This window comes from Pseudomonas sp. Root401, assembly GCF_001425105.1.
GTDB lineage: Bacteria > Pseudomonadota > Gammaproteobacteria > Pseudomonadales > Pseudomonadaceae > Aquipseudomonas > Aquipseudomonas brassicacearum.
This window is the reverse complement of sequence record NZ_LMDO01000009.1, coordinates 1-25,820: the sequence shown is the minus strand read 5'-3', so window position 1 is coordinate 25,820 and position 25,820 is coordinate 1. Positions and strand designations below refer to the sequence as shown.

Sequence of the window (25,820 nt, the reverse complement as noted above, 5' to 3'; positions counted from 1 at the left end):
CATGACCAGTACCACGCGCACCCGAACGTTTAAAACGCTGCTGGCGCCCTCCCTGCTGACCCTGGCGATGTTCGCCGGGGCCACGCAGGCGGCGGCCCCGCTGCGCCCGCCACAGGGTTACTTCGCCCCGATCGAAAAGGTCAAGGCCGGCGAAGCGGCCCAAGGCTGCGACGCCACACCGACGCCCTACACCGGCTCCCTGCAATTTCGCAGCAAGTACGAGGGCTCCGACAAGGCCCGCGCAACGCTGAATGTGCAATCGGAAAAAGCCTTCCGCGACAGCACCGCCGACATCACCAAGATCGAGCGTGGCGTCAGCAAGCAAGTGATGCAATTCATGCGTGACGGCCGTCCCGAACAATTGGAATGCACCCTCAACTGGCTGACCGCGTGGGCCCAGGCCGATGCGCTGATGTCCAAGGACTTCAACCACACCGGCAAGTCCATGCGCAAATGGGCGCTGGGCAGCATGGCGTCGGCCTATGTGCGCCTGAAGTTCTCCGAGTCTCGCCCACTGGCCAATCACCCGGAGCAGGCGCAACTGATCGAAGGCTGGTTCAGCCGGATGGCCGATCAGGTGGTCAGCGACTGGGACAACCTGCCGCTGGACAAGACCAACAACCACTCCTACTGGGCCGCCTGGTCGGTGATGGCAACCTCCGTGGCAACCAACCGCCGCGACCTGTTCGACTGGGCCGTCAAGGAATACAAGGTCGGCGTCAACCAGATCGATGCCGACGGTTTCCTGCCCAACGAACTCAAGCGCAAGCAACGCGCCCTGTCCTACCACAACTATGCCCTGCCGCCACTGGCGATGATCGCCAGTTTCGCCCAGGTCAATGGTGTGGACCTGCGCCAGGAAAACAACGGCGCCCTCAAGCGCTTGGGTGACCGGGTGCTGGCCGGGGTCGAAGACCCGGACATCTTCGAAGAGAAGAACGGCGACAAGCAGGACATGAAGGACCTGAAGGTCGACTCGAAATTCGCCTGGCTCGAACCGTTCTGCAGCCTCTACACCTGCAGCGAAGATGTGCTGGAGCGCAAGCATGAGATGCAACCGTTCAAGACCTTCCGCCTCGGCGGGGACTTGACCCGGGTGTACGACCCTTCGCGGGAGAAAGGTGAAAAAGGGAGCTGACACACCGCTGATCGTTCCCACGCTCTGCGTGGGAATGCAGCCCGGGACGCTCTGCGTCCCACAAAGCCGAACGCGGAGCGTCCGTAGAGGCATTCCCACGCAGAGCGTGGGAACGATCATCACCCCTCTTTTTCATTGGGGGGGTTTGGGGGGGCTCTGGCCCTTGACTGTTGATTCAACATGGAGAGATCGGGATGGTATTTTCATCCAATGTGTTCCTGTTTCTGTTCTTGCCGATCTTTCTCGGCTTGTACTACTTGAGCGGGCAACGCTATCGCAACCTGCTGCTGCTGATCGCCAGCTACGTGTTCTATGCCTGGTGGCGGGTGGACTTCCTGGCGCTGTTCGCCGGCGTCACCCTGTGGAACTACTGGATCGGCCTGAAAGTCGGCGCCGCCGGTGTGCGCACCAAACCGGCCCAGCGCTGGCTGTTGCTCGGCGTGGGCGTGGATTTGGCCATCCTGGGCTATTTCAAGTACGCCAACTTCGGCGTGGACAGCCTCAACGCCATCATCACCGGCTTCGGTCTCAACCCGTTCATCCTGACCCACGTGCTGTTGCCGATCGGGATCTCGTTCTACATCTTCGAGTCCATCAGCTACATCATCGACGTCTATCGCGGTGACACCCCGGCGACCCGCAACCTGATCGACTTCGCGGCGTTCGTGGCGATTTTCCCGCACCTGATTGCCGGCCCCGTGTTGCGTTTCCGCGACCTGGCCGACCAGTTCAACAACCGCACCCACACGCTGGACAAGTTCTCCGAAGGCTGCACCCGCTTCATGCAGGGCTTCATCAAGAAAGTGTTCATCGCCGACACCCTGGCGGTGGTGGCCGACCATTGCTTCGCCTTGCAGAACCCGACCACGGGCGATGCCTGGCTCGGCGCCCTGGCCTATACCGCGCAGCTGTACTTCGACTTCTCCGGCTACAGCGACATGGCCATCGGCCTGGGCCTGATGATGGGCTTCCGTTTCATGGAAAACTTCAAGCAGCCCTACATCAGCCAGTCGATTACCGAGTTCTGGCGTCGCTGGCACATCAGCCTGTCCACCTGGCTGCGTGACTACCTCTACATCACCCTGGGCGGTAACCGCAAAGGCACGCTGATGACCTATCGCAACCTGTTCCTGACCATGCTGCTCGGTGGTCTGTGGCACGGCGCGAACATCACCTACGTGATCTGGGGTGCCTGGCACGGCATGTGGCTGGCCATCGAAAAAGCGGTGGGCATCAACACCACGCCACGCAGCATCAACCCGATCCGCTGGGCGCTGACCTTCCTGCTGGTGGTGATGGGCTGGGTGATTTTCCGTGCCGAGAACCTGCACGTGGCCGGTCGCATGTACGGCGCCATGTTCAGCTTCGGCGACTGGTCGCTGTCGGAACTGACCCGCGCCAACCTCACCGGCCTGCAGATCGCCACGCTGGTGGTGGCCTACATCACCCTCGCCTTCTTCGGCCTGCGGGACTTCTACACCAACCGTCCGCCGGCCAAGACCAAGCCTGAGGTCAATACCGAGGCCAACGGCCCGGCCACCGCACAACCGGGAATGATCAAGGCCGTGCCGGGTGACAACCCAGCAACGATTCATGAACCGGGCTACACCGTGGGTGTCGAAGCCCAGGTGCAACCGGCCTACTGGACCGTGGACTGGTCACGCTACGTGATGCGCACCCTGGTGCTGCTGCTGTTCATCGCCTCGATTCTCAAACTCTCGGCGCAAAGCTTCTCGCCGTTCCTTTACTTCCAGTTCTGAGGGATCTGAACATGACCCGCTCATTACGCATCTTTTACATCGCGCTGTTCATGCTGATCCTGACAGCACTGGGCCTGTGGTCGACGCGCAGTTTCTTCGGCTTCAGCACCAACCCGGACGCCACCGTGCTCAACGGGCGCTGGGCCAAGGCCGTGGAAACGCATTACGACGACGAGTTCCCGATCAAGCGCCTGGGCACCAACATCTGGGCTGCGCTGGACTACAAGCTGTTCAACGAAGGCCGCAAAGGCGTGGTCCTGGGCCGCGACCAGTGGCTGTACAGCGACGAAGAGTTCAACCCGATCGTCAACGAAGAGCTGAACCTGCAAGGCAACTACGCGCTGGTCGAAGGCGTGCGCCAGAAACTCAAGGAACAAGGCGTGACCCTGGTCATGGCGATCCTGCCGGCCAAGGCGCGGCTGTACCCCGAGCACCTGGGTGACGTGAAGCCATCGAGCATTCACACCAACCTCTACCAGGATTTCCATGCTCGCGTGGCCGCCGACAAGATCCTCGCGCCGGACCTGCTCGGCCCGCTGCAACAGGCCAAGCAAGGCGGCCAGCAAGTGTTCCTGCGCACCGACACCCACTGGACTCCGGAAGGTGCCCAGGTCGCTGCCGAGAACCTGGCCAAGGCCATTGCCGAACGCGCGCCGCTCAACGGTGAGCCACAACGCTTCGTCACGGAACCTGCGGAAAAAATCACCCACAAGGGTGACCTGCGCCAGTTCCTGCCCCTGGACCCGCTGTTCGAAAACCTGATGCCGGCCCAGGAGCCGCTGGTCAAGCGCAACACCCGCGAAGCCGATGACCAGCCGGCCGGCGACGACGCGCTGTTCGCCGACGCCCAGGTGCCCGTGGCCCTGATCGGCACCAGCTACAGCGCCAACCCCAACTGGAACTTCGTCGGTGCACTCAAGCAAGCCCTGCACAGCGACGTCGTCAACTACGCCGAAGACGGCCATGGCCCGATTCTGCCGATGCTCAGCTACCTCAAGAGCGACGCCTTCAAGAACAGCCCGCCACAGGTGCTGATCTGGGAGTTCCCTGAACGCTATCTGCCCGTGAACAACGAAATCGGCGACGCCGACCCACAGTGGGTCGCAGAGCTCAAGCAAGCCGGCGCGCGCCAACAGAACGTAGCCGCCAACACCCCATCCGAGACGCCCGACCGGGCGCAAAACTGAAAGAGAGGTCCACCATGACTTTCAACACTACTCCTCGCCGTCTCGCTGCTCGCTCCTTCAAGGCCGTTGCCCTCGTCGCCAGCATGAGCGCCCTCTCACTGTCCGCCTTTGCCGGTGACGCAGCCCTGTACGGCCCGACCGCACCAAAAGGCTCGAGCTTCGTGCGGGTGTACAACGCCAGCAACGCCGAAGTCAGCGCCACCGTCGGCAGCACCAACATCAGCGACGTAGCCCCCTTGGCCAGCAGCGATTTCAGCTTCATGCCCGGTGGCGACTACAGCGCCAAGGTCGGCAGCCAGACCGTGCCGGTGAAACTGGCTTCCGATCACTATTACACCCTGGTCAACAACGCCAGCGGCCAGCCGCAACTGATCGAAGAGCCGCCGTTCAAGAACAAGCAGAAGTCCCTGGTCCGCGTACAGAACCTCAGCGACAAGGCACTGACCCTCAAGACCGCCGACGGCAAGACCGAAGTGGTGCCGAACGTGGCCGCCAAGGGCCGTGGCGAACGTGAAATCAACCCGGTGAAAGTGTCCCTGGCGCTGTTCGAAGGCGACAAGAAAGTCGGCGACCTCAAACCCGTGGCCCTGGAGCGCGGCGAAGCGGCCGTGCTGTACGTCACCGGTTCAGGCAGCAGCCTGTCGCCAGTGTGGGTTAAACGCCCAGTGTCGACCCGCTGATGAATTCACCTGAGGGCTGAACGCCTATTTGTGTAGGAGCCGCCGCAGGCTGCGATCTTTTGATCTTGATCTTTCGCTTGGGATTCAAGTGTCAGGGGAAAGATCGCAGCCTCGCTTCACTCGTCAGCTCCTACAGCAAAGGTCAGCCATTCGGGTACGGAACAAGAACAAGAGAGTGAAACGACAGAACGCAGTAGCTCTAACAACCATTTCGCTTCAAGGAGTAACAAACATGATTCCGGTGATCTTGTCAGGTGGTAGTGGCTCACGTCTTTGGCCGCTTTCGCGCAAGCAATTCCCTAAACAGTTCCTGGCCCTGACCGGTGAACACACCCTGTTCCAGCAGACCCTCGAGCGCCTGGTGTTCGAAGGCATGGACACACCGATCGTGGTCTGCAACAAAGACCACCGCTTCATCGTCAACGAACAGTTGACCAACCGTAAGCTCGAAGCCCAGCGCATCCTGATGGAACCGTTCGGGCGCAACACCGCACCGGCCGTGGCGCTGACCGCGATGATGCTGGTCAACGAAGGCCGCGACGAGCTGATGCTGGTGCTGCCGGCCGACCACGTGCTGGAAGACCAGAAAGCCCTGCAACGCGCCCTGGCCCTGGCCACCGTGGCCGCCGAGCGTGGCGAAATGGTGCTGTTCGGCGTACCGGCGACCAAACCGGAAACCGGCTACGGCTACATCAAATCGACCAACGACGCGCTGCTGCCTGAAGGCGTGAGCCGCGTTTCGCACTTCGTCGAAAAACCCGACGTCAAGCGTGCCACCGAGTTCGTCGAGGCCGGCGGTTACTTCTGGAACAGCGGCATGTTCCTGTTCCGCGCCAGCCGTTTCCTCGAAGAGCTGAAAAAGCACGATCCGGACATCTACGACACCTGCCTGCTGACCCTTGAGCGCAGTGAGCAGACCCCGGACACCATCACGTTCGACGAAGCCACCTTCGCTTGCTGCCCGGACAACTCCATCGACTACGCCGTAATGGAAAAAACCCAGCGCGCCTGCGTGGTACCACTGTCGGCGGGTTGGAGCGATGTCGGCTGCTGGTCGTCGCTGTGGGAAGTCAACCCCAAGGATGCCAACGGCAACGTCACCAAAGGCGACGTGGTTGTCCAGGACAGCCGCAACTGCATGATCCACGGCAACGGCAAGCTGGTGTCGGTGATCGGCCTGGACAACATCGTGGTGGTCGAAACCAAGGACGCCATGATGATCGCCCACAAGGACAAGGTCCAAGGCGTCAAGCAGATGGTCAACACCCTCAACGCACAGGGCCGCAGCGAGACCCAGAACCACTGCGAGGTCTATCGTCCGTGGGGTTCCTATGACTCGGTGGACATGGGCGGTCGTTTCCAGGTCAAGCACATCTCGGTCAAGCCGGGCGCGTGCCTGTCGCTGCAGATGCACCACCATCGCGCCGAACACTGGATCGTGGTCAGCGGCACCGCCGAAGTGACCTGCGACGAGAACGTGTTCCTGCTCTGCGAAAACCAGTCGACCTACATCCCGATCGCGTCGGTCCACCGTCTGCGCAACCCGGGCAAGATCCCACTGGAAATCATCGAAGTGCAGTCCGGCAGCTACCTGGGCGAAGACGACATCGAGCGTTTCGAAGACATCTACGGTCGCTCCACCCCGATCGAACGCGGCGTGTCGGTGAAGACCATCGCGCAGTAACGATCAGTAGGACAAGAAGCCCCCATCCAGCCCACTGCGTCCCCTATCCGCAGCGGGCTGGGTGAGGGCTTTTTTCTTGGGCTCAAGCGGCAAGCCGCCTATGGCCCGACGTCGTGTTTTTTGTATGCCACGTTTTGACTTTTATCGAGCCAGGAATCTTGATTTCAAGACTGCCTCCGAATGCCGTGTCGATCTTATCGAGCAGCGCGCGAGGATCCATTCTTCCCACTTGTACAGCTGGGACTGCTGATTTTGCCAACAGCATCGCCTTCAAGTCTTTTAAATGACCTCTCACCATAGGCACCGTCTCGAGCTTCGAATGCGCTGGAGCCAGAACATCTGGAGAGGCGAAAAATTCCACACTCCTGAAGTCCGCACCCAGCGCATCCTCCAACGCCTTCTCGTCTTCGAGATCGTACTCGGCATAGTGAGTCGCCGAGGCGAGAAACGCGCGGTCATTTACCTGATCATTAATGACCAGGAGAAAAAAGGTAAAACCCATATTGCCTGCCTGGGTCCAGTCTTTTTCGTTAGTGTTGCCGCTCTTGTCCCCCAGCTTCTTCACGCCTTGTTGAACCAAGGCAAAATTCGAAGTGATTTCATTGAATGGCGGCACCCCGCTGGACTGAGTGTAATGCCGCAACTTGAAACGCTTATCCTCTGTTTTTGCCAGTACGTTGGACGCTGCCTTGGTTGTTATGAAATTCAACCTGCCCGCTGTGATTTCTTCCATCATTGTAAAAGGCAGTTGTCTGTCTTTATCGCTGTACTTAGCCATATATCGATCGAAGATGCCCTTTGCCGTTGGCTTGGGTTCCGATATGAAGCGAAGAGGGCGAAACGCCGGTGTAGCACTGATGATTGACGTTTTCTCATCTGTCTTCGTCTCGGCTCCTATCTCCGCCTCCACTTTTACGCGCCCATCCATATCCACAAAGGTAAGCGGATTGTTCCCCACCATCGCGTACAGATTCAAACCATCCACCGCCTCCGCCGGATCCGGGTTCATCCAGCGCTGTAGCCAAGGGATGTAATACCGAAAGCCGTAGTAGTAGAGCCCCGTCGCATCCCGCTCCTTGCCTGAGTAGCGGACGGTCTTGTAACCCACCTCGATTGCGTCATCGCCCGCCAGATAGGCCGTCTCACCGAAGGGATAGAAATGCTCCTGGCTGATGATCCGCCCATCTTGGGCCAGCTCCAGGCCGACCGAGCCCAGGTGATCGGTAACACTGTATCGATAGAGATCGTTTTCCCCAGTCGGCGACGTGCTTTCCCAATGCTGGACTCGAACACTGCCGAGCCCGCCCTGGGCAATGATCACCTGCAACACCTCACCCGTGCCGCTGTCGGCGCGCAGCTCCAGTCCCGGCAAATAACGCACCTCAGCGGTCAAAGTGCGGGTGCCGGTTTGCAGCGTTCGCAGCTTGCGCACACGTTGCCCATCGCCGTCGTAGGCATACACTTCGCTGTCGTCAAGCCCCGAGTCGCGTTCAATGGACGTGACTGAACTCAACTGGTTGCGCAGGTCCCAGACCAGGAACCGTCCCGCCTCCAGTTCCAAGCAGTTGCCCCGCGCATCGAACGCCACAGCGATTTCGTCCTCCGTGGGCGGCACTCCATTACGGTACGGCAGGCAGCGATTGCTGTAGCGAGCCGCTTTGATTTCTCGACCATGGTTTTGCGCACCGACGTGCGTCAGTTCCAACAAATTACCGGCCTCGTCGTAGTGGTAGGTCTGCCGGTAATTGCTGACCGCCGCCGGGTCGTTACGCCCCACGGAATCGGGCCCCTGATGGTTCGTGCCCGCCTCCCAGCCCGCGGCCTCGATCAGTTGGTAGAGACTGTCGTAGACAAAACGATTGACCGGATCGATGCGCTGGTTGGCGAAGTAGCGGACCGACAGGGCCAGGTCCTCAATGCTCAGTACATTACCCACGGGGTCGTAGTCGTAGCGCAAATGTTGCAACACCTTGCCGGCGCGCACGGCGTAGCGTTCTCTCAGCCGGCCGTCTTCGGGGCTGTATGTGAGCGTGGTCTGCAACCCGTTGCCGGCCATCTCCTGCTCAATCTGTCCCCGGGCGTCGTAGCGAATGTCGCTCACCAACGCCTGCCAATCACCCTGCCCTTTCAACAGCAGTTGGCTGCCAGACAGACGACCATCGAGCGTCAGGCTTTGCCATTGTCGATTTTCCCCGGCATCGACCTGCTCCAGCACATCACCCAGCGGGCCGACACGCCACGTCGAAATAGCCCCGTCGCCGGGTTCAAGCAAGTGCTCTCGATCGGCTTCGGATTCCGGCCAACCGGCTGGGCCTGCGTCGAGAATAAAACGGCGACTCTGGACAAGGTTTTCCCCGATCAAAGCAAACGACGCCAGCAACAACACACCCGCCGTATCGTCGTGCCGAATCAACTGCCCATACTGATTTTGGTCCTGATCGCCCTGGCCCGGATATCCGTAAGTCATGCGCTCGGTACACCGACGCGGCATCCCATCACCTTGCTCGAACACCGCCACGGCGCGAAGCGATTCGTCATAGAGCACATCGCGCTGTGTCCCTCGACTGTCCCAGCCCAGCAGTCCTTCCTCGGCGAGCCCCGGCAAATCGGTCTGCCGGCCGGCATCGACGCTGTCCGTGCGCAGCGTGACGCCAGACAACGAATAAATCGCCGAAAGGTTGCTGGGGGCCAATTCGTCACGGTCCTGCATGGCCCACAACCGCGGATCCCACTGTTTCACCGCACGCCCGGCGAGGTCAAAGAGGCTGCGATTGATACGCCGCTGCGTCGGGCCGTTCTCCAGGCTGCGGCAGTATTCGACCGAACGAACCGGCCTGCTTCGCGAGTCGACGGCTATCAACCTCGGCGTTCGATAATCCATGCCCATCTGTAGGAATCCCGTGTAGTGCCAGGGTATCGCGGCCCATCTAAGCAACGGGTTTGCAAGGCTGCCAACTGTCAGAGATGACAGTGACGACCGACGGTGCAGGATCGGTGAATATCCATCGCCTGCTCCCTTCGGTAGGATGTGACAACGGGAACGGAGGCTTCAACCATGCTTATCGGCGTCTTGCTGGTCATCACCTGGCTCATCCTGTTGTTGCGCTACCCGGCCAGGGCCTTGCCGGTTTCCCTGGCGGCGTTCATCGGGCTGGGACTGGTCGCTGCGTGGGTGCTTTGGCAGGAAAACCGCGAGACCCGGCAATTGGAGCGCCTGGAAATGCGCATTACCTATGCCCCCGGACAATGCCCCGCCGACCGACCGCTGTCGCTGAACCTGAAAAACACCAATGACGTGCCACTGATCGAACTGCACTGGCGGGTCGCGGCCTATGCGCCTGGCGACACCATCAACCTGGCCGACACCCCCTACGACGCACCGCGCTACCGAGGCCCCGGCCAATTGCAGGCCGGCGCGGACTGGCAAGACTGCCTGCCGCTGCCACCCCTGCGTCCGGGTTATCGCCCGCAGACCCTGGAGTTTCGCGCCGAGCGATTGCACGGTAGCTTTTCCAACTGATTGCTCTCCCCCACTTTTTGCACAAGGAATGCGCCATGCCTGTTGCGCTGATTACCGGATGTTCCAGCGGCATTGGCCGCGCCCTCGCCGACGCCTTCAAGACTGCGGGTTATCAGGTCTGGGCCACGGCGCGCAAGGTTGAAGACGTAGCGACGCTCGGCGCTGCCGGGTTCACCGCCGTGCAACTGGACGTCAACGACGGCCAGGCCCTGGAACAACTCAACGAACGGATCAACCAGCAGCACGGCGGCCTGGATGTGCTGGTCAACAATGCCGGCTACGGCGCCATGGGCCCGTTGCTGGACGGTGGCGTGCCGGCCATGCAGCGTCAGTTCGAAACCAACGTGTTCGCCATCGTCGGGGTCACCCGCGCGCTGTTCCCGGTGTTGCGCCGGGCCAGGGGGCTGGTGGTGAACATCGGCAGCGTTTCCGGGGTGCTGGTCACGCCGTTTGCCGGGGCCTACTGCGCCTCGAAGGCGGCGGTGCATGCCTTGAGCGATGCCTTGCGCATGGAACTGGCGCCGTTCGGCATCCGCGTGATGGAGGTCCAACCCGGTGCCATCGCCTCCAGCTTCGCCAAGAATGCTGGCCATGAAGCCGAACAACTGATCAGCGAACAATCGCCCTGGTGGCCCCTGCGCGACGGCATCCGCGCCCGGGCCAAGGCCTCCCAGGACAACCCTACCCCGGCCCACGAATTCGCCGCCGGCCTGCTCAAGGCCGCACAACAACCCAAGCCACCCCGCCTGCTGCGCCTGGGCAACGGCAGCCGATCACTGCCCTTGATGGCCGGCTGGCTGCCCAAGGGGTTGCTGGAAAAAGGGTTAATGAAGCGGTTTGGGTTGGGTGGGTCGCTTTGATAAATAGCGATCACCTCTGTGGGAGCGAGCTTGCTCGCGATGGCGGCGGCACAGTCAACATCTTTGCAAACTGACCCACCGCTATCGCGAGCAGGCTCGCTTCCACAGGGGGTCAGCGCTTGTCGTGGGGTTCTACCACCACCGTGCAAGTCATCCCCGCCGCCAGCAGCACCCCGTCGGGCACTTCGTCGAGATGAATGCGCACCGGCACCCGCTGGGCCAGGCGAACCCAGTTGAAGGTCGGATTGACATCGGCGATCAGTTCGCGGCTTTCGGGGTTGTCCCGGTCGTAGATGCCGCGGGAGATACTTTCCACATGCCCCTTGAGCATTTCACCGCTCATCAACTGCAACTGCGCTGAATCGCCAACCCGCACCTTGGGCAACTTGGTCTCTTCGAAGAAGCCATAGACCCAGAACGAATTCATGTCCACCACGGCCATCTTCGCCTCGCCGATGCGGGCGTAGTCACCACGGTGCACGTTGAGGTTGGTGACATAGCCATCCACCGCCGCGCGGACTTCGGTGCGCGACAGGTTCAGCTCGGCGGCTTCCAACTGGGCCTGGGCCTGCTGGTAATCGGCCAGGGCCGAGTCGGCGATGTTGCTGGCGTCGTCGCGGTTTTCCCGGGAGATCACCAGGCTGTCCAGGTCGGCACGCCGATGGGCGTTGACCTTGCGCATCTCCCAAGTGGCTTTGCGCGACGCCACCAGGGAGCGAGCCTGCTTCACGGCGATGCGGTAATGCTCAGGATCGATGCGCATCAACAGGTCGCCCTTTGTCACCCGTTGGTTGTCGCGCACCGGCACGTCAACCACCTCGCCGCTGACATCGGCGGCCACATTGATGATGTCGGCCCGCACCCGGCCATCGCGGGTCCAGGGCTCATTCATGTAATGGACCCATAATGTACGGCCGATCCACAGCGCCAGGGCCAGAACCAACAGCGTCGCCAGCAGGCTGAAAAACTTTTTCATCGCATCGATCTCAACGGTAGACCGTCAGCGCCAGTGCGCCGAACAGACAGGTAAACAGACTCAGGCGCAGCAACGCCGGGTGCCAGAAGAAGCGGTACAGGTCCAGCCCCGACAGGAAGCGGTCCAAGGCCCAGGCCAGGGCGGCGGCGATGAAAAACATCAGGGTCATGGTGGGCATGTACACACCATGGAAGGCGATCTCACGGGGCATGTTCAGGTTCCTGGAGCAGCGGTGTGGCATGCGGCATGGCATGCGGTATGACATAGCCGGCCAATGGCGATTGCGGGTCCAGCAGCGAGGTGCGGATGAAATGCAGGTAGCTTTTCACCCGGCGCAGCGCCGAGGTGTCGAAATGCGGGGCGAAGGGTTCGTCGGTGGCCTGTACGCGGCCGATAGCGTGGTCGACCGCCACCAGGGCACGCTCCAGATTGCTCTGGCTCGGTTGGCGGAACAGCCGCACCAGCGCCCGCCCCATCACCCGAATTGCCTGGCGCCACGGCTGGCTTTCGGCATAAGCCGGATGCACCGGCAAAATCGCCTGTTCCTTGCGCAGTTCGATAATCGCGTGGCCGACCTCCAGCACCACGAACATCCAGCGCAGCAAGTCCCGTTGCACCCGGGGCTGCCCCGCTGCCAGCCCGTAGGCCTGATGCAGCAAGTCGCGGGTACCACTTTCGAAGCTCGACGCCAGGCCCTTGAGCTTGCCACTGATGGCAAACACCACTTGCTCGCGCAAATCCTGTTCGAGCCGGCGCCACAACCAGCGGCTGTTGGGCGGCAGAATGATTGCCCCGGCCGCGGCGCACACCAGCATGCCGAGGATCATCGCAAGGTAATCGTTGATGAAGGCGTAGGGGTTGTAGACCGTCAGGTTGTCCGGTACCGAACCGGTGCTGAAAAAGATCAGCAACCCCAGCCCGACCCCGGCGTATTTCGGTCGCGAGCTGAGGAACGAGCCGAGCATGATCACCGGCGCCAGCATCACGCAGAGCAAAGGGAAGCCGTCGATCAACGGGAAGATGAAGAACATCTCGACAAAGCCGACCAACGCCCCGAACAACGTGCCGCAGGCCATCTGGAAAGCCATGCGCTTGGGGTTCGGCGTCGCGGCCGACAAGCCCACGGTGGCGGCGGCGATCATCGTCATGGTCGCGCCGCTCGGCCAGGCCGTGGCGACCCAGTAACTCCCCAGCACCAACAGGATGAAGGCGGCGCGAACACCCGATGCCGTGGCGGCCAGCCAGTTGGTCTGCGGCACGAACGGCTCGTCCCAGCGTTCACGTTCGTGGCGATGATCAGCCAGGGAGGCGTGAGTCAGGGCATAGCCGTGCAAGTCATCGACGAAGCGATAAAGCAGCTCGTAGGCGGTATGAAAATCCAGTTGCTGCCCATCACTGGGCGCCGTTTCCTGGAACAACGCCCGCAGCCTTCGCACCTGGGCCGGCAGCTCGGCCTTGTACTCGGCCAGCACCGCCGCCAGACGGGCCGCATCGGCGTCGGTCAGGGCGCGGCCACTGAAACCGTCGAGCAGTTCGGCCAACGTTTGCAAACCTGGCTTGATGGCGTTGACCACGTGATCCGCCGCACTGCTGCGCAAGCGCTCCAGCAATTGGTGCAAAGCGTTGAAGCGGGTGGTGATGCCCATGAATTCGCTGTTCAAGCGACTGAGCCGGCCGTTGCGCCGACGCATGTGCGGGTCTTCGAACACGGTCACACTGCGCAGGCTTTCCAGGCCCACCGCCTCGGCAATGAAGCCCACGTTGCGCGCTTCGAAGGTCTCCCGCTTGCTGCGCCCACGCAGGCCATCGGTGACAAACAGGGCAAATACCCCAAAGCGTTGGTACAAGGCGTTGCGCATGGCGGCACTGGCGGTTTGCGGCAGGATCGCGGCGCTGACCAGGGTGGCGCAGAGAATCCCCAGGGAAATTTCCAGCACCCGCCAGACCGCTGCCATGAACGCGCCTTCCGGATGGGCCAGGGCCGGCAGGCCGATCATCGCCGCGGTGTAGCCGGCCAGCACAAAACCATAGGCGCGGAAGTTGCGATAACGCGCCGCCCCTGCCGAACAGAGGCCAACCCAGACTGCCAGGCAGGCGAGGAACGGCTCGGTGTTCTGGGCAAACAAGGCGATCAGCGTCACCATCACCGCCGAGCCGGCCAGGGTGCCGAGGAAGCGGTAGAAACTCTTGGCGAACACCTGCCCGCTCTGGGGCTGCATGACGATGAACACGGTGATCATGGCCGTGCGCGGTTGCGGCAACTCCAGGCGCATCGCCAACCACAAGGTCAGGAACGCGGCAAACAGGACCTTGAAGATATAGACCCAGGTCACCCCGTCGCTGCGGGCCCAGTCGAAGAAACCCCGGCGCCATTCAAGGCGGTACAGCCAAAGTAAAGACGTCACAGAAGGCCTACTCAGCATCGTGGCGAGGGAGCTTGCTCCCGCTTGGGGTGTGCCTTGTCGGTGCTGTGTAGGAGCTGCCGAAGGCTGCGATCTTTTGATCTTTTCGCTTGGGGCTCAAGTGTCTGGGGAAAGATCGCAGCCTCGTTGCACTCGACAGCTCCTACTGCCTCAAGCCCGCCACCCAACGCCGTCACCAGGTCGGCATGGGCACTCAAGCGCGCCGCCTGCACCTGCTGTTGCACCTGTTGCTGCTTGAACAACAGGCTTTGGGCGTTGAGCACGTTGAGGTAATCGGTAAGCCCGCGCTGGAACGCGACCATTGCGATGTCGTAGGTGCGCTGGGCAGCGGCCACCGATTCGGCAGCGAAGGCCTGCTGCTTGTCCATGGACTGGCGGCGGATCAACTGATCGGAAATGCCCTTGAGGGCGTTCACCAGTGTCTGGTTGTAGTGCGCCACGGCGATGTCATAACCGGCCGCCGCCTCGCCCAACTGTGAACGCAAGCGCCCGCCGTCGAAGATCGGCAATGTGATCGCCGGCCCGACGTTGTAGGTGAGCTTCTTGCCCGTCAAGAATTCCAGCGCCCCACCGCCGGTGGCCATGTAGCCGAGGCTACCCACCAGGTCGACGTTGGGATAAAAACCGGCCCGGGCCACATCGATGCCCCGAGCCTGGGCCGCCACTTGCCACCGCCCGGCCACCACATCCGGACGCTGGCCGAGCAGTTCGGCGGGCAAGGCCGACGGCAGCTTCAAGGGCGCGCCGAGGGCCAGGGTCGGGCGTTGCAGTTGCGCGCCCTCTCCCGGCCCCTTGCCGGCCAGTGCCGCCAACTGATTGCGGCTCAAGGCGATGGCTTCGTCCAGGGCGTCGAGTTGGCGGTGGGTCTCGGGCAGTGGTGCCTGGGCCTGGCTGACTTCGAAATGGGTGCCGATGCCGCCGTCCAGGCGCTTCTGCGCCAGGTCGAGAATCTGCTCTTGTTGGTGGAGGGTCGCGGCGACGATATCGCGCTGGGCGTAGTGCAGTGAAAACTGGATGTAGGCGCGCACGATGTTGCTCTGCAGTTCCAGTTGCGCCTGGCGCGCCTGCGCGACACTGGCATGGGCCAGGTCAACTGCCCGTTCACTGGCATTGCGCTCGCGGCCCCACAGGTCCAGGGCGTAGCTCAAGCCCAGGGCGGCATTGTTGTCCCAGGTCGTGGTGTCAGCCAGTTCGCCCGGGCCATAGAACTGATCGGTGGGCCAGCCATGGCGCTTGAGGGTCGCCTCGCCATTGATCTGCAGCGACTCGGCGGCTTCGGCAACACCGGCCATGGCCTTGGCCTGGCGCACCCGCGCGGCGGCCATGGCCAGGCTCGGGCTGTCCCGCACGGCCAGGTCGACCCAGCGATCCAGCTGCCGATCGCCATAGGCTTGCCACCATCGGCGGGTGGGCCAGTGAGCGTCGCGAGCCGCCTCGCGGATGGCGGCATCGGTCGCCAGTTGGTTGGCCGGCATTACCTGGCTTTGCGGCCCTATCCCGCCTGTCCCGATGCAACCGCTGATGGTTAATGTCAGAACCCAAACACTGAGAGTCTTCAGCTCTCTGCTGATGCAACGCGGCACTTGCGCAAAATTCCTGAGATGGGGGGCATGAAGCGATCATGAGAATGCATGCCTGGTAACACACCTGTGGGAGCGAGCCCCCACAGGGAATCAATGACCCAGGATTGGCGGCAATTCTAGGCATCGCCCTCCCCGGCGATAAGCCGACCTTTCTGTGAATCTTTGTTACCGTTAACGCGATAATCCATTAGTCGGGTCCCGCTGCTCTGTAACTTCGTGTCACAATTTGCCACCTCCCAAGAGAGCCCTCCATGGACACCTTGCAAAACATGCGCGCGTTCAGTTGCGTTGCCGAAGCTGGCAGTTTCACCGCCGCCGCCGCGCAACTGGACACCACCACGGCCAACATCTCGCGCGCAGTTTCCAACCTGGAAGCCCACCTGCAAACCCGCCTGCTCAACCGCACCACTCGCCGCATTGCCCTGACCGAGGCGGGTAAACGCTACTTGCTGCGTTGCGAGCAGATCCTGGCTTATGTCGAAGAAGCGGAAGCCGAGGCCAGCGACGCCCATGCGCGACCGGCCGGGCAGCTGAAGGTCCACACGATGACCGGTATCGGCCAGCATTTCGTGATCGACGCCATCGCCCGTTACCGCAAGACCCATCCGGATGTGACCTTCGACCTGACCCTGGCCAACCGCGTGCCGGACATCCTCGACGAGGGCTACGACGTCTCCATCGTGCTCGCCAGCGAGTTGCCGGATTCGGGCTTCGTCTCCCAGCGCCTGGGGATCACCTACAGCATCGTCTGCGCATCGCCCGCCTACGTGAAAGCCAGCGGCTGCCCGCAAAAACCCGGCGACCTGCTCAACCACGCCTGCCTGCGCCTGGTCAGCCCGGTCATTCCGCTGGAAAAATGGGTGTTCGACGGCCCGGAAGGCCAGGAGATGGTCACCATCAACAGCTCACCGTTCCTGGTGAATTCCGCCGATGCGATGAAAACCGCGATCACCAGCGGCATGGGCGTGGGGGTATTGCCGGTGTACGCGGCCATCGAAGGTTTGCGCAACGGCACGTTGGTGCGGGTCATGCCCAACTACCGCTCCCAGGAACTGAACCTCTATGCAATCTATCCGTCGCGCCAATACCTGGATGCGAAGATCAAGACCTGGGTCGAGTACCTGCGAGGCTCGTTGCCGGAAATCCTCGCGGCGCACCAGTCTGAGCTGGCGGCTTACGAATTGAGTGGAAGCCTGGCAGGCGCACGGGTCGCGAACTGAAGTCGCTCCCGTACGTGAAGGATGATGTCAGCGCTTGCCCATCGAACGACGCGTGCCGGGAGGCGCGGCACCCGGGGTCTTGGTATGGCCATTCTTCGCGCCGTTCTTGTACCACGGCTGCTGGCCGGCGCCCTTGGCCGCAGCCAGTTCACCGGGTTTGAACGGGAATTTGAAGGCAGGGATCGCCGCTTTGGCGTCCTCGGCGCTGGAAACATCGCTGTCGGACAAATCGGCCTGTTCGCCGCCGGGGAGTTCATCCGCAGGCGAAGGTGTCGGGGAAGTCATGTAAGGCTCCGGGTCATGCATGCAAGTCGGGCCCGAAGGGCGAGCCGCGAAAGGCGGCAGTATACCTGCCCGATATCACAGCGCGCAGGGCAGTTTCATCTGGCACAACCATTCATCCGACAGCAAGCCAGGACAAAACTGACAAGCCTGTCAGTTAGCCGTCACCTTCCTGACCGGCTCGTAACGCTATATAAGAAAGCTCAAACTCCTGTGTCCCGAACCGGCCCTTCATATCCATGCACACCCAGAAGAAAACCGTCCTGCTCGTCGTGCTGCTGGTCGCCCTGGCGGCCCTCGTCCTCTGGTTTGTGCTCAAGCCCGTGACCGCCAAGCCCAGCGCTCCTGCCGCCGTTCCGGTGCGGGTCGTCAGCGTGGTGCAACAGGATGTACCGCGCTTTGCCAGCGGCATCGGTACGGTCCTGTCGCTGCACAGCGTGGTCATCCGGCCGCAGATCGACGGCATCCTCACCCGGCTGCTGGTCAAGGAAGGGCAACTGGTCAAGAAGGGTGACCTGCTGGCGACCATCGACGATCGTTCGATACGCGCCAGCCTCGACCAGGCCCGGGCCCAGCTCGGCGAGAGCCAGGCGCAGTTGGCGGTGGCCCAAGTCAATCTCAAGCGCTACAAATTGCTGAGCGTCGATGACGGCGTCTCGAAGCAGACCTACGACCAGCAACAGGCGCTGGTCAACCAGCTCAAGGCCACCGCCCAGGGTAACCAGGCGGCCATCGACTCGGCGCAGGTGCAACTGTCCTACACCCAGATCCGCTCCCCGGTGAGCGGTCGCGTCGGCATTCGCAATGTGGATGAAGGCAATTTCCTGCGCACCAGCGACACCGATGGCCTGTTCACGGTGACCCAGATCGACCCGATCGCCGTGGAGTTCTCCCTGCCCCAGCAAATGCTGCCCACCTTGCAACGCTTGATCGCGGCGCCCGAACAAGCCTTGGTCAAGGCCTATATCGGTGCCGATGGCGCCACCGGGGAGCAGCTCGGCGAGGGGCGCCTGAGCCTCATCGACAACCAGATCAACGCCAACACCGGGACCCTGCGGGCCAAGGCTGAATTCAACAACGCCGCGCAACGGCTGTGGCCCGGGCAACTGGTGACGCTGAAGATCCAGACCGCCCTCGACAAGGACGCCCTGGTGGTGCCTCCCACCGTCGTCCAGCGCGGGCTGGAACAACACTTCGTGTACCGGATCAAGGGCGACAAGGTCGAGAGCGTGCCGGTGGTCATGGTTTACCAGGACAGCGACCTGCACATCATCAAGGGGGTGAACCCTGGCGATCAACTGGTGAGCGACGGCCAGTCACGACTCAAGCCAGGCAGCCACATCCAGGTGCTCAGTGATCCGCCCGCCCTGGCCAAGACCGCGGAGCCGCAACCGTGAAGGGCCGCGGCTCGATTTCGGCGTGGTGCATCGACCACCCCATCGCCACGGTGCTGCTGACGTTTGCCCTGGTACTGCTGGGCGTGATCGCGTTTCCTCGCCTGCCCGTCGCGCCGTTGCCGGAGGCCGAATTCCCGACCATCCAGGTTAACGCGCAGTTGCCTGGGGCCAGTCCCGAAACCATGGCCTCGTCGGTGGCGACGCCGCTGGAAGTGCAATTCAGCGCCATTCCCGGCATCACCCAGATGACCTCCAGCAGCGCACTGGGCTCGACCAACCTGATCCTGCAATTCAGCCTCGATAAAAGCATCGACACCGCGGCCCAGGAAGTGCAGGCGGCGATCAACACCGCCGCCGGCAAACTGCCCAACGACATGCCGAACCTGCCGACCTGGCGCAAGGTCAACCCCGCCGACAGCCCGGTGCTGATCCTCAGCGTCAGTTCCTCCCTGATGCCGGGCACCGAGCTGAGTGACTACGTCGAAACCCTGCTCTCGCGTCAGATCAGCCAGATCGATGGCGTAGGACAAATCTACATCACCGGCCAACAGCGTCCGGCGATCCGGGTCCAGGCCTCGGCTGACCGGCTCGCCGCCATCGGCCTGACCCTGGCGGACATCCGCCTGGCGCTCCAGCAGGCCAGCCTCAACCTGGCCAAGGGCGCCCTGTACGGCGCTTCGAGCATTTCCACCCTGTCCACCAACGACCAACTGTTCCAGCCTGAGGAGTACGGTGAGCTGATCGTGTCCTACAAGGACGGCGCACCCGTTCACCTCAAGGACATCGCCAAGGTCGTCAACGGCTCGGAAAACGCCTACGTCCAGGCCTGGTCCGACAGCGAACCAGGGGTCAACCTGGTGATCTTCCGCCAACCAGGGGCAAACATCGTCGAGACCGTCGACCGCATCCAGGCGGCCCTGCCCACCCTGCAAGCCATGTTGCCTGCCGCCGTGCAGGTCAAGGTCCTGATCGACCGCACCCAGACCATCCGCGCCTCGTTGCATGAGGTGGAGATCACCTTGCTGATCGCAGTGCTGCTGGTGGTCGCGGTGATGGCGCTGTTCCTGCGTCAGCTCTCGGCGACCCTGATTGTCTCGGCGGTGCTGGGGGTGTCGCTGACCGCCAGTTTCGCGCTGATGTATGTGATGGGCTTCAGCCTGAACAACCTGACCCTGGTGGCGATCGTCATCTCGGTGGGGTTCGTGGTGGACGATGCGATTGTGGTGGTGGAGAACATCCACCGGCACCTGGAGGCCGGCGAAAGCATGCGCGAGGCGGCGATCAAGGGCGCCGGAGAAATCGGCTTTACCGTGGTCTCCATCAGCTTCTCATTGGTGGCGGCGTTCATTCCGCTGCTGTTCATGGGCGGCGTGGTCGGGCGCCTGTTCAAGGAGTTTGCCCTGACCGCCACCTCGACCATCCTGATTTCGGTGGTGGTGTCGCTCACCTTGGCGCCGACCCTGGCCGCGCTGTTCATGCGCGCCCCGGTGCATCATGCCCACAGCAAGATGGGGTTCGGCGAGCATCTGCTGGGCTGGTACGAGCACGGCTTGCGTCGGGCCCTGGCCCATCAAAAACTGATGATCGGCGTGTTCGGCCTGACCCTGGCACTGGCGGTGGTTGGCTACGTGTTCATTCCCAAGGGGTTCTTCCCGGTACAGGACACCGGCCTGGTACTGGGCACCAGTGAAGCCGCCGCCGATGTGTCGTTCCCGGACATGGTCGCCAAGCATAAGGCCCTGGCCGACATCGTCGCCGCCGACCCGGCGGTGCAGACCTTCTCCCACTCCGTCGGTGTCTCGGGCAACAACCAGACCATCGCCAACGGCCGCTTCTGGATCGCCCTCAAGCCCCGGGGCGAGCGTGACGTGTCGGCCAGTGGTTTTATCGACCGGATCCGCCCGCAATTGCTGAAAATCCCCGGCGTGGTGCTGTACCTCAGGGCAGGGCAAGACATCAACCTCAGCTCCGGCCCCAGTCGCGCCCAATATCAATACGTGCTCAAGAGCAACGACGGGCCGAGCCTCAACGCCTGGACGCAAAAACTCACCGACAAGCTGCGTGGCAACCCGGCGTTCCGTGACATCTCCAACGACCTGCAACTGGGCGGCAGCATCACCCACATCAACATCGACCGCAGCGCGGCGGCGCGCTTCGGCCTCACCGCCACCGATGTCGACCAGGCCCTGTACGACGCCTTCGGCCAACGGCAGATCAATGAATTCCAGACCGAGACCAACCAGTACAACGTGATCCTGGAGCTCGACACCCAGCAACGCGGCAAGGCCGAAAGCCTGGCGTATTTCTACCTGCGTTCGCCCCTGAGTGGGGAAATGGTGCCGCTCTCGGCCCTGGCCCGCTTCGATGCGCCGAGCAACGGCCCGCTGTCGATTGCCCACGATGGCATGTTCCCGGCCGCCAACCTGTCATTCAACCTCGCGCCCGGCGTGGCCCTGGGAGACGCGGTGCGCCTGCTCGACCAGGCGAAGAACGAGATCGGCATGCCCGCCGCCATTACCGGCAGCTTCCAGGGCGCGGCCCAGGCCTTCCAGAGTTCCCTGGCCAGCCAGCCATGGCTGATCCTCGCCGCACTGGTGGCCGTGTACATCATCCTCGGCGTGCTCTACGAGAGTTTCGTGCACCCGTTGACGATCATCTCCACCCTGCCCTCGGCCGGCCTCGGTGCGCTGATCATGCTCTGGCTGCTGGGCCAGGACTTTTCGATCATGGCGCTGATCGGCCTGGTGCTGCTGATCGGGATCGTCAAGAAGAACGGCATCCTGATGATCGACTTCGCCCTCGACGCCCAGCGCAACAAAGGCCTGGCGCCCCAGGAGGCGATTTTCCAGGCGTGCCTGACACGTTTCCGGCCGATCATGATGACCACCCTGGCCGCCCTGCTCGGCGCCTTGCCGCTGATGCTCGGCTATGGCCCCGGCTCGGAGCTGCGCCAGCCCCTGGGCATCGCGGTGGTGGGCGGCCTGCTGGTGAGCCAGGCACTGACGCTGTTCACCACACCGGTCATATACTTGTGGCTGGAGCGACTGTTCCATCGGCCCGCCCATCAGCCAGGGTCGGCGCCGACGGCGCTGGCGAGCACAGACCACTGAGGCAGGGCCATGCGCGTTCTGATTATCGAAGACGAAGAAAAAACCGCGGACTACCTGCACCGCGGCCTGACCGAACAGGGCTACACCGTGGACGTGGCGCCGGACGGCATCGAGGGGCTGCACCTGGCCCTGGAAACCGACTACGCGGTGATCGTGCTCGACGTGATGCTGCCGGGCCTGGATGGCTTCGGCGTACTGCGGGCCTTGCGCGCTCGCAAGCAGACACCGGTAATCATGCTCACCGCCCGGGAACGGGTCGAGGACCGCATCAAGGGGCTGCGCGACGGCGCCGATGATTACCTGGGCAAGCCGTTCTCCTTCCTGGAGCTGGTGGCCCGCCTGCAGGCCCTGACCCGCCGCAGCGGCGGCCATGAACCGGTGCAGGTGAGCATCGCCGACCTGTGGATCGACCTGATCAGCCGCAAGGCCACACGGGCCGGCCAGCGCCTGGACCTGACGGCCAAGGAGTTCTCCCTGCTCAGCGTCCTGGCCCGCCGCCAGGGTGAAATCCTCTCGAAAACCGCCATTGCCGAAATGGTCTGGGACATCAACTTCGACAGTGACGCCAACGTGGTGGAAGTGGCGATCAAACGCTTGCGGGCCAAGCTCGATGGGCCGTTCGAACAGAAGTTGCTGCACACCATTCGCGGCATGGGTTATGTGCTGGAGAATCGCAGTGATGACGCTCCCTGACAGCATCGCCCTGCGCCTGAGCGGCCTGTTTACGCTGGTGGCGGCGCTGGTGTTCCTGTTGATCGGGGGCGCCTTGTACCAACAGGTCGCCAAGGGCCTGGGCCTGTTGCCCGAAGCCGAGCTCGATGCCCGCTACAGTGTCCTGGAGTCCACTGTTGGCCGCTACGGCACGCCTGAACACTGGGTGAAGATCAACAACAAGCTGCGATTGCTCGGCGAAGAAGACAAGCGCATCCATTTCTGGATCGTCAGCGACGATCCGCGCTTTGAATACGGCAATCCCGATGCGCAGATCCGTGCCTTTGCCCAAGGCGCCCTGGGTAAGCGCGACCTGACCTTGCCCCAACGACACTACCCGATGAAAGTGCTGGTGAGCCAATTCCCGGCCAAGGACCAGCGTCCGCCGCTGCGCTTCATGATCGGCATCGACACCCAGACCTTCTACCAGACCCAGCATCGCCTGCTGGTGGCGTTGGTGAGCCTGGCGATTGTCGGTGTCCTCCTGGCTTCGTTGCTGGGCTACTGGGTCGCGCGCATCGGCCTCAAGCCGCTGATCAAGCTGTCCGATGAAGCCCGGCGCCTGGCCCCACCCCGCCTGTCCGGGCGCTTGCAGCTATCGCCCTTGCCGCCGGAGCTGAGCCAGTTCGTCAGTTCCTTCAACGCCACCCTCGACCGGGTCGAACAGGCTTATTCGCGGCTGGAATCGTTCAATGCCGACGTCGCCCATGAATTACGCTCGCCCCTGACCAACCTGATCGGCCAGACCCAGGTGGCATTGACCCGGGGACGCTCGGCCGAACACTACTTCGAAGTACTGCAATCGAATCTCGAGGAGTTGGAGCGGCTGCGCTCGATCATCAACGACATGCTGTTCCTGGCCAGCGCCGACCAGGGCAGCAAGGCCACCAAGCTGACCAGCACCTCCCTGGCCGGCGAGGTGGCGACCACCCTCGACTACCTGGACTTCATTCTGGAAGATGCCCAGGTCCAGGTCCGGGTCAGCGGTGACGCCCAGGCCAGCATCGAGATCGCCCACCTGCGTCGGGCGCTGATCAACCTGCTGAGCAACGCCGTACAGCACACCGCCCCAGGGCAAGTGATCGACGTGCGCATCGAAGCCCTTGGCGACCAGATCACGCTCGCGGTCACCAACCCCGGTGAACCGATTGCCGGCGAGCACCTGCCGCGCCTGTTCGAACGCTTCTATCGCGTCGATGCCTCACGCAGCAACAGTGGCGCCAACCATGGGCTGGGGCTGGCCATCGTCAAGGCCATTGCTCTGATGCATGGTGGCGATGTGTTTGTGCACAGCGACCAAGGCGCCAACACGTTCGGGATCCGCTTGCCAGCTTAAGGCAGCCACAAGGGTTGATCTTTTCCACAGTTGAATGCTGGGCGAAAGCCAACTCGATCAAAATCAACGGATCGCAGTCTTCGGCAGTTCCTACCGGTTTATTGCGCAAACACTGATTGCCCGCCCTCACCGATCCAAGCACAATCAGCAAAAGGCCAGCATCTGGTTCATTGCCGGTTTGCAATCCTTTGGGACGGATCCCAGCCACATCACAATGCAGACATCGGACCCATGAGCGCGCGCAGTGCGACACCCGGCAACACCCCGCCTTCGATACGTTCGGAACGGGTACTCGTACTGGCCAGCTCGCTGGTTGTCGTCGCTATCCTGAGCATCGTGACTTTCCTGCTGATTCGCGAACATGCCGCCGCACAACAGGCGGCGACACGTGCGGCGACCAATATCGTGCAACTGATTGACGCCGACGTGCTGCGTAACGTGGAGCTCTACGATCTGTCGCTGCAAGGTTTGGTCGCTGCTGCCAAGCGCGACGACCTGGAAGACGTTTCGCCAGCGATTCGCCATCTGGCACTGTTCGACCGCGCCACCGCCGCCCCTTATAAAGGCGACATCCTGCTGCTGGACAAACGCGGCGATGTAATCGCTGACTCCGCCTCGATCACGCCGCGCAAAGGCAACTATGCCGATCGGGAGTATTTCCAGTCCCATATCCAGGATCCAAGCCCGGGCATGATGATCAGCCGCCCGTTCCGCTCCAGAAGTCATGCACAGGACTGGCGCATCAGTTTCAGCTATCGACTGAGCGACGAACGGGGCGAGTTCATGGGCGTGGCCGAGGCCGCGATGCGCCTCAATTACTTCAACCAATTGTTCAAGAGTCTGAACATTGGTCATGGCGGTACGGTCAACCTGGTCAGCCGCGACGGTATCCTCCTGGCACAAGAGCCCCCCTTGGCCGAAGACCTTACAGGTAAGGACTTCAGTCACCGACCGAATTTCATGCGGATCCTGCGCGAAGGCAATGGCAGTTTCACCAGCGTTTCCGGCCAGGATCAGAAACCGCGCCTGTATACCTTTTCCCAGGTGGGCAACTTGCCCTTGATCGTCGTGGTGGCACTCTCCTCTCAAGAGGTGTTCGCGTCATGGCAACGCACGGCATTGTTGGTCAGTGGCGCTACCGGCGCGCTGTGCATCGGTTTGCTCTGGCTCACCTGGCTGCTGCGCCGCGAATTGCGACGCCGCTACAGAGCTGAACGGAAATTGGCCCAACTGGCATCCGTCGACTCCCTTACAGGACTGGCCAACCGACGGACACTGGACGAGACGTTGCAACAGGAATGGCTGCGCGCCCAACGTTCGGGGCAACCGTTGTCTGTGCTGATGATCGATGCCGATCACTTCAAGGCATTCAATGATCGCCATGGCCATCAACGGGGTGACGAGGCCCTGCGAGCCTTGGCGCAGTTGATCAGCAAGCATGTCCGTCGCCCCGCCGACCTGGCGGCGCGCTACGGTGGTGAAGAGTTCTCGGTGGTGCTGCCCGAGACCACCACCGCTGGCGCGTTCACCATGGCCCAGAACATTCGCGAAGCGGTTGAACAGTTGCTGCCTGTGGCCGAGGGGGAAGCGCCGATGACGGTCAGTATAGGCATCGCCACTTGGGTAAACGGGCCGTATGGCGAGCTTCAACAACTGTTGTTCGCGGCGGACAAGGCGCTGTACCAGGCCAAGGCCAATGGGCGTAATCGTGTGGTTTGTGCGATGTGACGCTTTCCCTGTGGCTGTTTTTTATAGCTTCGTTTCGGGGTGCGTGGTTGGTGTGTATATCCGTTTTTTCGGTAACGGCGGCTTAGGGTTCCGCTCTTACAGCCAGCCCTTTCAAGGTCTTTTGGCTTTAGCGGCCTTGAGCACCCGATCCGTCGACACATGAGCATTCGCGGCTTTGCCTTCCAGCCACTCTTTGGATTTGGGCACCTTCGGGCCCCGTTTGCT

The 25,820-nt window shown here is 62.2% G+C and carries 19 protein-coding genes; 13 read left to right on the top strand and 6 right to left on the bottom strand.

Annotated features, from left to right (window positions below; genetic code table 11):
- Position 1 precedes the first annotated feature (1 nt).
- The 5 genes from ASC85_RS08375 (at position 2) to ASC85_RS08355 (ending at position 6,449) form a co-directional block, all read left to right on the top strand.
- Positions 2-1,138 (top strand): mannuronate-specific alginate lyase, encoded by a 1,137-nt coding sequence (locus ASC85_RS08375; protein ID WP_057448964.1) that lies wholly within the window; start codon positions 2-4, stop codon positions 1,136-1,138.
- A 194-nt stretch (positions 1,139-1,332) separates the two neighbouring features.
- Positions 1,333-2,898: an MBOAT family O-acyltransferase gene (locus ASC85_RS08370; protein ID WP_057448963.1), complete on the top strand. Its 1,566-nt coding sequence runs from the start codon at positions 1,333-1,335 to the stop codon at positions 2,896-2,898.
- An 11-nt stretch (positions 2,899-2,909) separates the two neighbouring features.
- Positions 2,910-4,085, top strand: coding sequence for an alginate O-acetyltransferase (locus ASC85_RS08365; RefSeq protein WP_057448962.1), 1,176 nt, complete (start codon positions 2,910-2,912; stop codon positions 4,083-4,085).
- A gap of 14 nt (positions 4,086-4,099) precedes the next feature.
- Positions 4,100-4,765 carry an alginate O-acetyltransferase AlgF gene (locus ASC85_RS08360; RefSeq protein WP_057448961.1) on the top strand — a complete coding sequence of 222 codons (666 nt, stop codon included), beginning with the start codon at positions 4,100-4,102 and terminating at the stop codon, positions 4,763-4,765.
- A gap of 232 nt (positions 4,766-4,997) precedes the next feature.
- Positions 4,998-6,449, top strand: coding sequence for a mannose-1-phosphate guanylyltransferase/mannose-6-phosphate isomerase (locus ASC85_RS08355; protein ID WP_057448960.1), 1,452 nt, complete (start codon positions 4,998-5,000; stop codon positions 6,447-6,449).
- A gap of 82 nt (positions 6,450-6,531) precedes the next feature.
- On the opposite strand, the gene ASC85_RS08350 is transcribed toward ASC85_RS08355, so the two are convergent.
- Entirely contained in the window at positions 6,532-9,336 is a 2,805-nt protein-coding gene (locus ASC85_RS08350) for an RHS repeat domain-containing protein (RefSeq protein ID WP_057448959.1), read from the bottom strand.
- A 168-nt stretch (positions 9,337-9,504) separates the two neighbouring features.
- Between ASC85_RS08350 and ASC85_RS08345 the strand changes: the two genes are divergently transcribed.
- Together ASC85_RS08345 and ASC85_RS08340 are read left to right on the top strand one after the other, a co-directional pair.
- Positions 9,505-9,969: a hypothetical protein gene (locus ASC85_RS08345; protein WP_057448958.1), complete on the top strand. Its 465-nt coding sequence runs from the start codon at positions 9,505-9,507 to the stop codon at positions 9,967-9,969.
- A 35-nt stretch (positions 9,970-10,004) separates the two neighbouring features.
- Positions 10,005-10,829, top strand: coding sequence for an SDR family oxidoreductase (locus ASC85_RS08340; protein ID WP_057448957.1), 825 nt, complete (start codon positions 10,005-10,007; stop codon positions 10,827-10,829).
- A 112-nt stretch (positions 10,830-10,941) separates the two neighbouring features.
- On the opposite strand, the gene ASC85_RS08335 is transcribed toward ASC85_RS08340, so the two are convergent.
- From ASC85_RS08335 to ASC85_RS08320, 4 genes are read right to left on the bottom strand one after another with little or no spacing between them, the layout of a single operon-like run.
- On the bottom strand, positions 10,942-11,805 hold the full coding sequence (locus ASC85_RS08335) for an efflux RND transporter periplasmic adaptor subunit (protein ID WP_057448956.1): 864 nt from the start codon (positions 11,803-11,805) through the stop codon (positions 10,942-10,944).
- Positions 11,806-11,815: 10 nt separating this feature from the next.
- Positions 11,816-12,016, bottom strand: coding sequence for a DUF1656 domain-containing protein (locus ASC85_RS08330; RefSeq protein ID WP_024617598.1), 201 nt, complete (start codon positions 12,014-12,016; stop codon positions 11,816-11,818).
- Positions 12,006-14,228, bottom strand: coding sequence for an FUSC family protein (locus ASC85_RS08325; protein WP_057448955.1), 2,223 nt, complete (start codon positions 14,226-14,228; stop codon positions 12,006-12,008). The genes ASC85_RS08330 and ASC85_RS08325 overlap by 11 nt, the downstream gene beginning before the upstream one ends.
- Complete coding sequence (locus tag ASC85_RS08320) at positions 14,222-15,811, bottom strand: efflux transporter outer membrane subunit (protein WP_082534340.1); 1,590 nt, start codon at positions 15,809-15,811, stop codon at positions 14,222-14,224. Before ASC85_RS08320 ends, ASC85_RS08325 begins: the two co-directional genes overlap by 7 nt.
- Before the next feature lie 251 nt (positions 15,812-16,062).
- Between ASC85_RS08320 and ASC85_RS08315 the strand changes: the two genes are divergently transcribed.
- The gene (locus ASC85_RS08315; protein ID WP_003205334.1) at positions 16,063-17,031 is read left to right on the top strand and encodes a LysR family transcriptional regulator; all 969 of its coding nucleotides are present in this window, start codon (positions 16,063-16,065) and stop codon (positions 17,029-17,031) included.
- Between the two features lie 27 nt (positions 17,032-17,058).
- Here the strand turns inward: ASC85_RS08315 and ASC85_RS08310 are convergent, their stop codons facing one another.
- Positions 17,059-17,316, bottom strand: a complete 258-nt coding sequence (locus ASC85_RS08310; protein WP_018606117.1) for a hypothetical protein — start codon at positions 17,314-17,316, stop codon at positions 17,059-17,061.
- Positions 17,317-17,552: 236 nt separating this feature from the next.
- Between ASC85_RS08310 and ASC85_RS08305 the strand changes: the two genes are divergently transcribed.
- The 5 genes from ASC85_RS08305 (at position 17,553) to ASC85_RS08280 (ending at position 25,595) form a co-directional block, all read left to right on the top strand.
- Positions 17,553-18,710, top strand: coding sequence for an efflux RND transporter periplasmic adaptor subunit (locus ASC85_RS08305; protein WP_057448953.1), 1,158 nt, complete (start codon positions 17,553-17,555; stop codon positions 18,708-18,710).
- Positions 18,707-21,820: a multidrug efflux RND transporter permease subunit gene (locus ASC85_RS08300; protein WP_057448952.1), complete on the top strand. Its 3,114-nt coding sequence runs from the start codon at positions 18,707-18,709 to the stop codon at positions 21,818-21,820. The genes ASC85_RS08305 and ASC85_RS08300 overlap by 4 nt, the downstream gene beginning before the upstream one ends.
- A 9-nt stretch (positions 21,821-21,829) precedes the next feature.
- Positions 21,830-22,513, top strand: a complete 684-nt coding sequence (locus tag ASC85_RS08295) for a heavy metal response regulator transcription factor (protein WP_014340057.1) — start codon at positions 21,830-21,832, stop codon at positions 22,511-22,513.
- Positions 22,500-23,867 carry a heavy metal sensor histidine kinase gene (locus ASC85_RS08290; protein ID WP_057448951.1) on the top strand — a complete coding sequence of 456 codons (1,368 nt, stop codon included), beginning with the start codon at positions 22,500-22,502 and terminating at the stop codon, positions 23,865-23,867. The genes ASC85_RS08295 and ASC85_RS08290 overlap by 14 nt, the downstream gene beginning before the upstream one ends.
- Before the next feature lie 231 nt (positions 23,868-24,098).
- Complete coding sequence (locus ASC85_RS08280; RefSeq protein WP_057448949.1) at positions 24,099-25,595, top strand: sensor domain-containing diguanylate cyclase; 1,497 nt, start codon at positions 24,099-24,101, stop codon at positions 25,593-25,595.
- Positions 25,596-25,820 lie beyond the last annotated feature (225 nt).

Coding starts and splice junctions, on each gene's coding strand:
- ASC85_RS08375 (WP_057448964.1), top strand. CDS start 2: ATGACCAGTACCACGCGCACCCGAACGTTTAAAACGCTGCTGGCGCCC.
- ASC85_RS08370 (WP_057448963.1), top strand. CDS start 1,333: ATGGTATTTTCATCCAATGTGTTCCTGTTTCTGTTCTTGCCGATCTTT.
- ASC85_RS08365 (WP_057448962.1), top strand. CDS start 2,910: ATGACCCGCTCATTACGCATCTTTTACATCGCGCTGTTCATGCTGATC.
- ASC85_RS08360 (WP_057448961.1), top strand. CDS start 4,100: ATGACTTTCAACACTACTCCTCGCCGTCTCGCTGCTCGCTCCTTCAAG.
- ASC85_RS08355 (WP_057448960.1), top strand. CDS start 4,998: ATGATTCCGGTGATCTTGTCAGGTGGTAGTGGCTCACGTCTTTGGCCG.
- ASC85_RS08350 (WP_057448959.1), bottom strand. CDS start 9,336: ATGGGCATGGATTATCGAACGCCGAGGTTGATAGCCGTCGACTCGCGA.
- ASC85_RS08345 (WP_057448958.1), top strand. CDS start 9,505: ATGCTTATCGGCGTCTTGCTGGTCATCACCTGGCTCATCCTGTTGTTG.
- ASC85_RS08340 (WP_057448957.1), top strand. CDS start 10,005: ATGCCTGTTGCGCTGATTACCGGATGTTCCAGCGGCATTGGCCGCGCC.
- ASC85_RS08335 (WP_057448956.1), bottom strand. CDS start 11,805: ATGAAAAAGTTTTTCAGCCTGCTGGCGACGCTGTTGGTTCTGGCCCTG.
- ASC85_RS08330 (WP_024617598.1), bottom strand. CDS start 12,016: ATGCCCCGTGAGATCGCCTTCCATGGTGTGTACATGCCCACCATGACC.
- ASC85_RS08325 (WP_057448955.1), bottom strand. CDS start 14,228: ATGCTGAGTAGGCCTTCTGTGACGTCTTTACTTTGGCTGTACCGCCTT.
- ASC85_RS08315 (WP_003205334.1), top strand. CDS start 16,063: ATGGACACCTTGCAAAACATGCGCGCGTTCAGTTGCGTTGCCGAAGCT.
- ASC85_RS08310 (WP_018606117.1), bottom strand. CDS start 17,316: ATGACTTCCCCGACACCTTCGCCTGCGGATGAACTCCCCGGCGGCGAA.
- ASC85_RS08305 (WP_057448953.1), top strand. CDS start 17,553: ATGCACACCCAGAAGAAAACCGTCCTGCTCGTCGTGCTGCTGGTCGCC.
- ASC85_RS08295 (WP_014340057.1), top strand. CDS start 21,830: ATGCGCGTTCTGATTATCGAAGACGAAGAAAAAACCGCGGACTACCTG.
- ASC85_RS08290 (WP_057448951.1), top strand. CDS start 22,500: ATGACGCTCCCTGACAGCATCGCCCTGCGCCTGAGCGGCCTGTTTACG.
- ASC85_RS08280 (WP_057448949.1), top strand. CDS start 24,099: ATGAGCGCGCGCAGTGCGACACCCGGCAACACCCCGCCTTCGATACGT.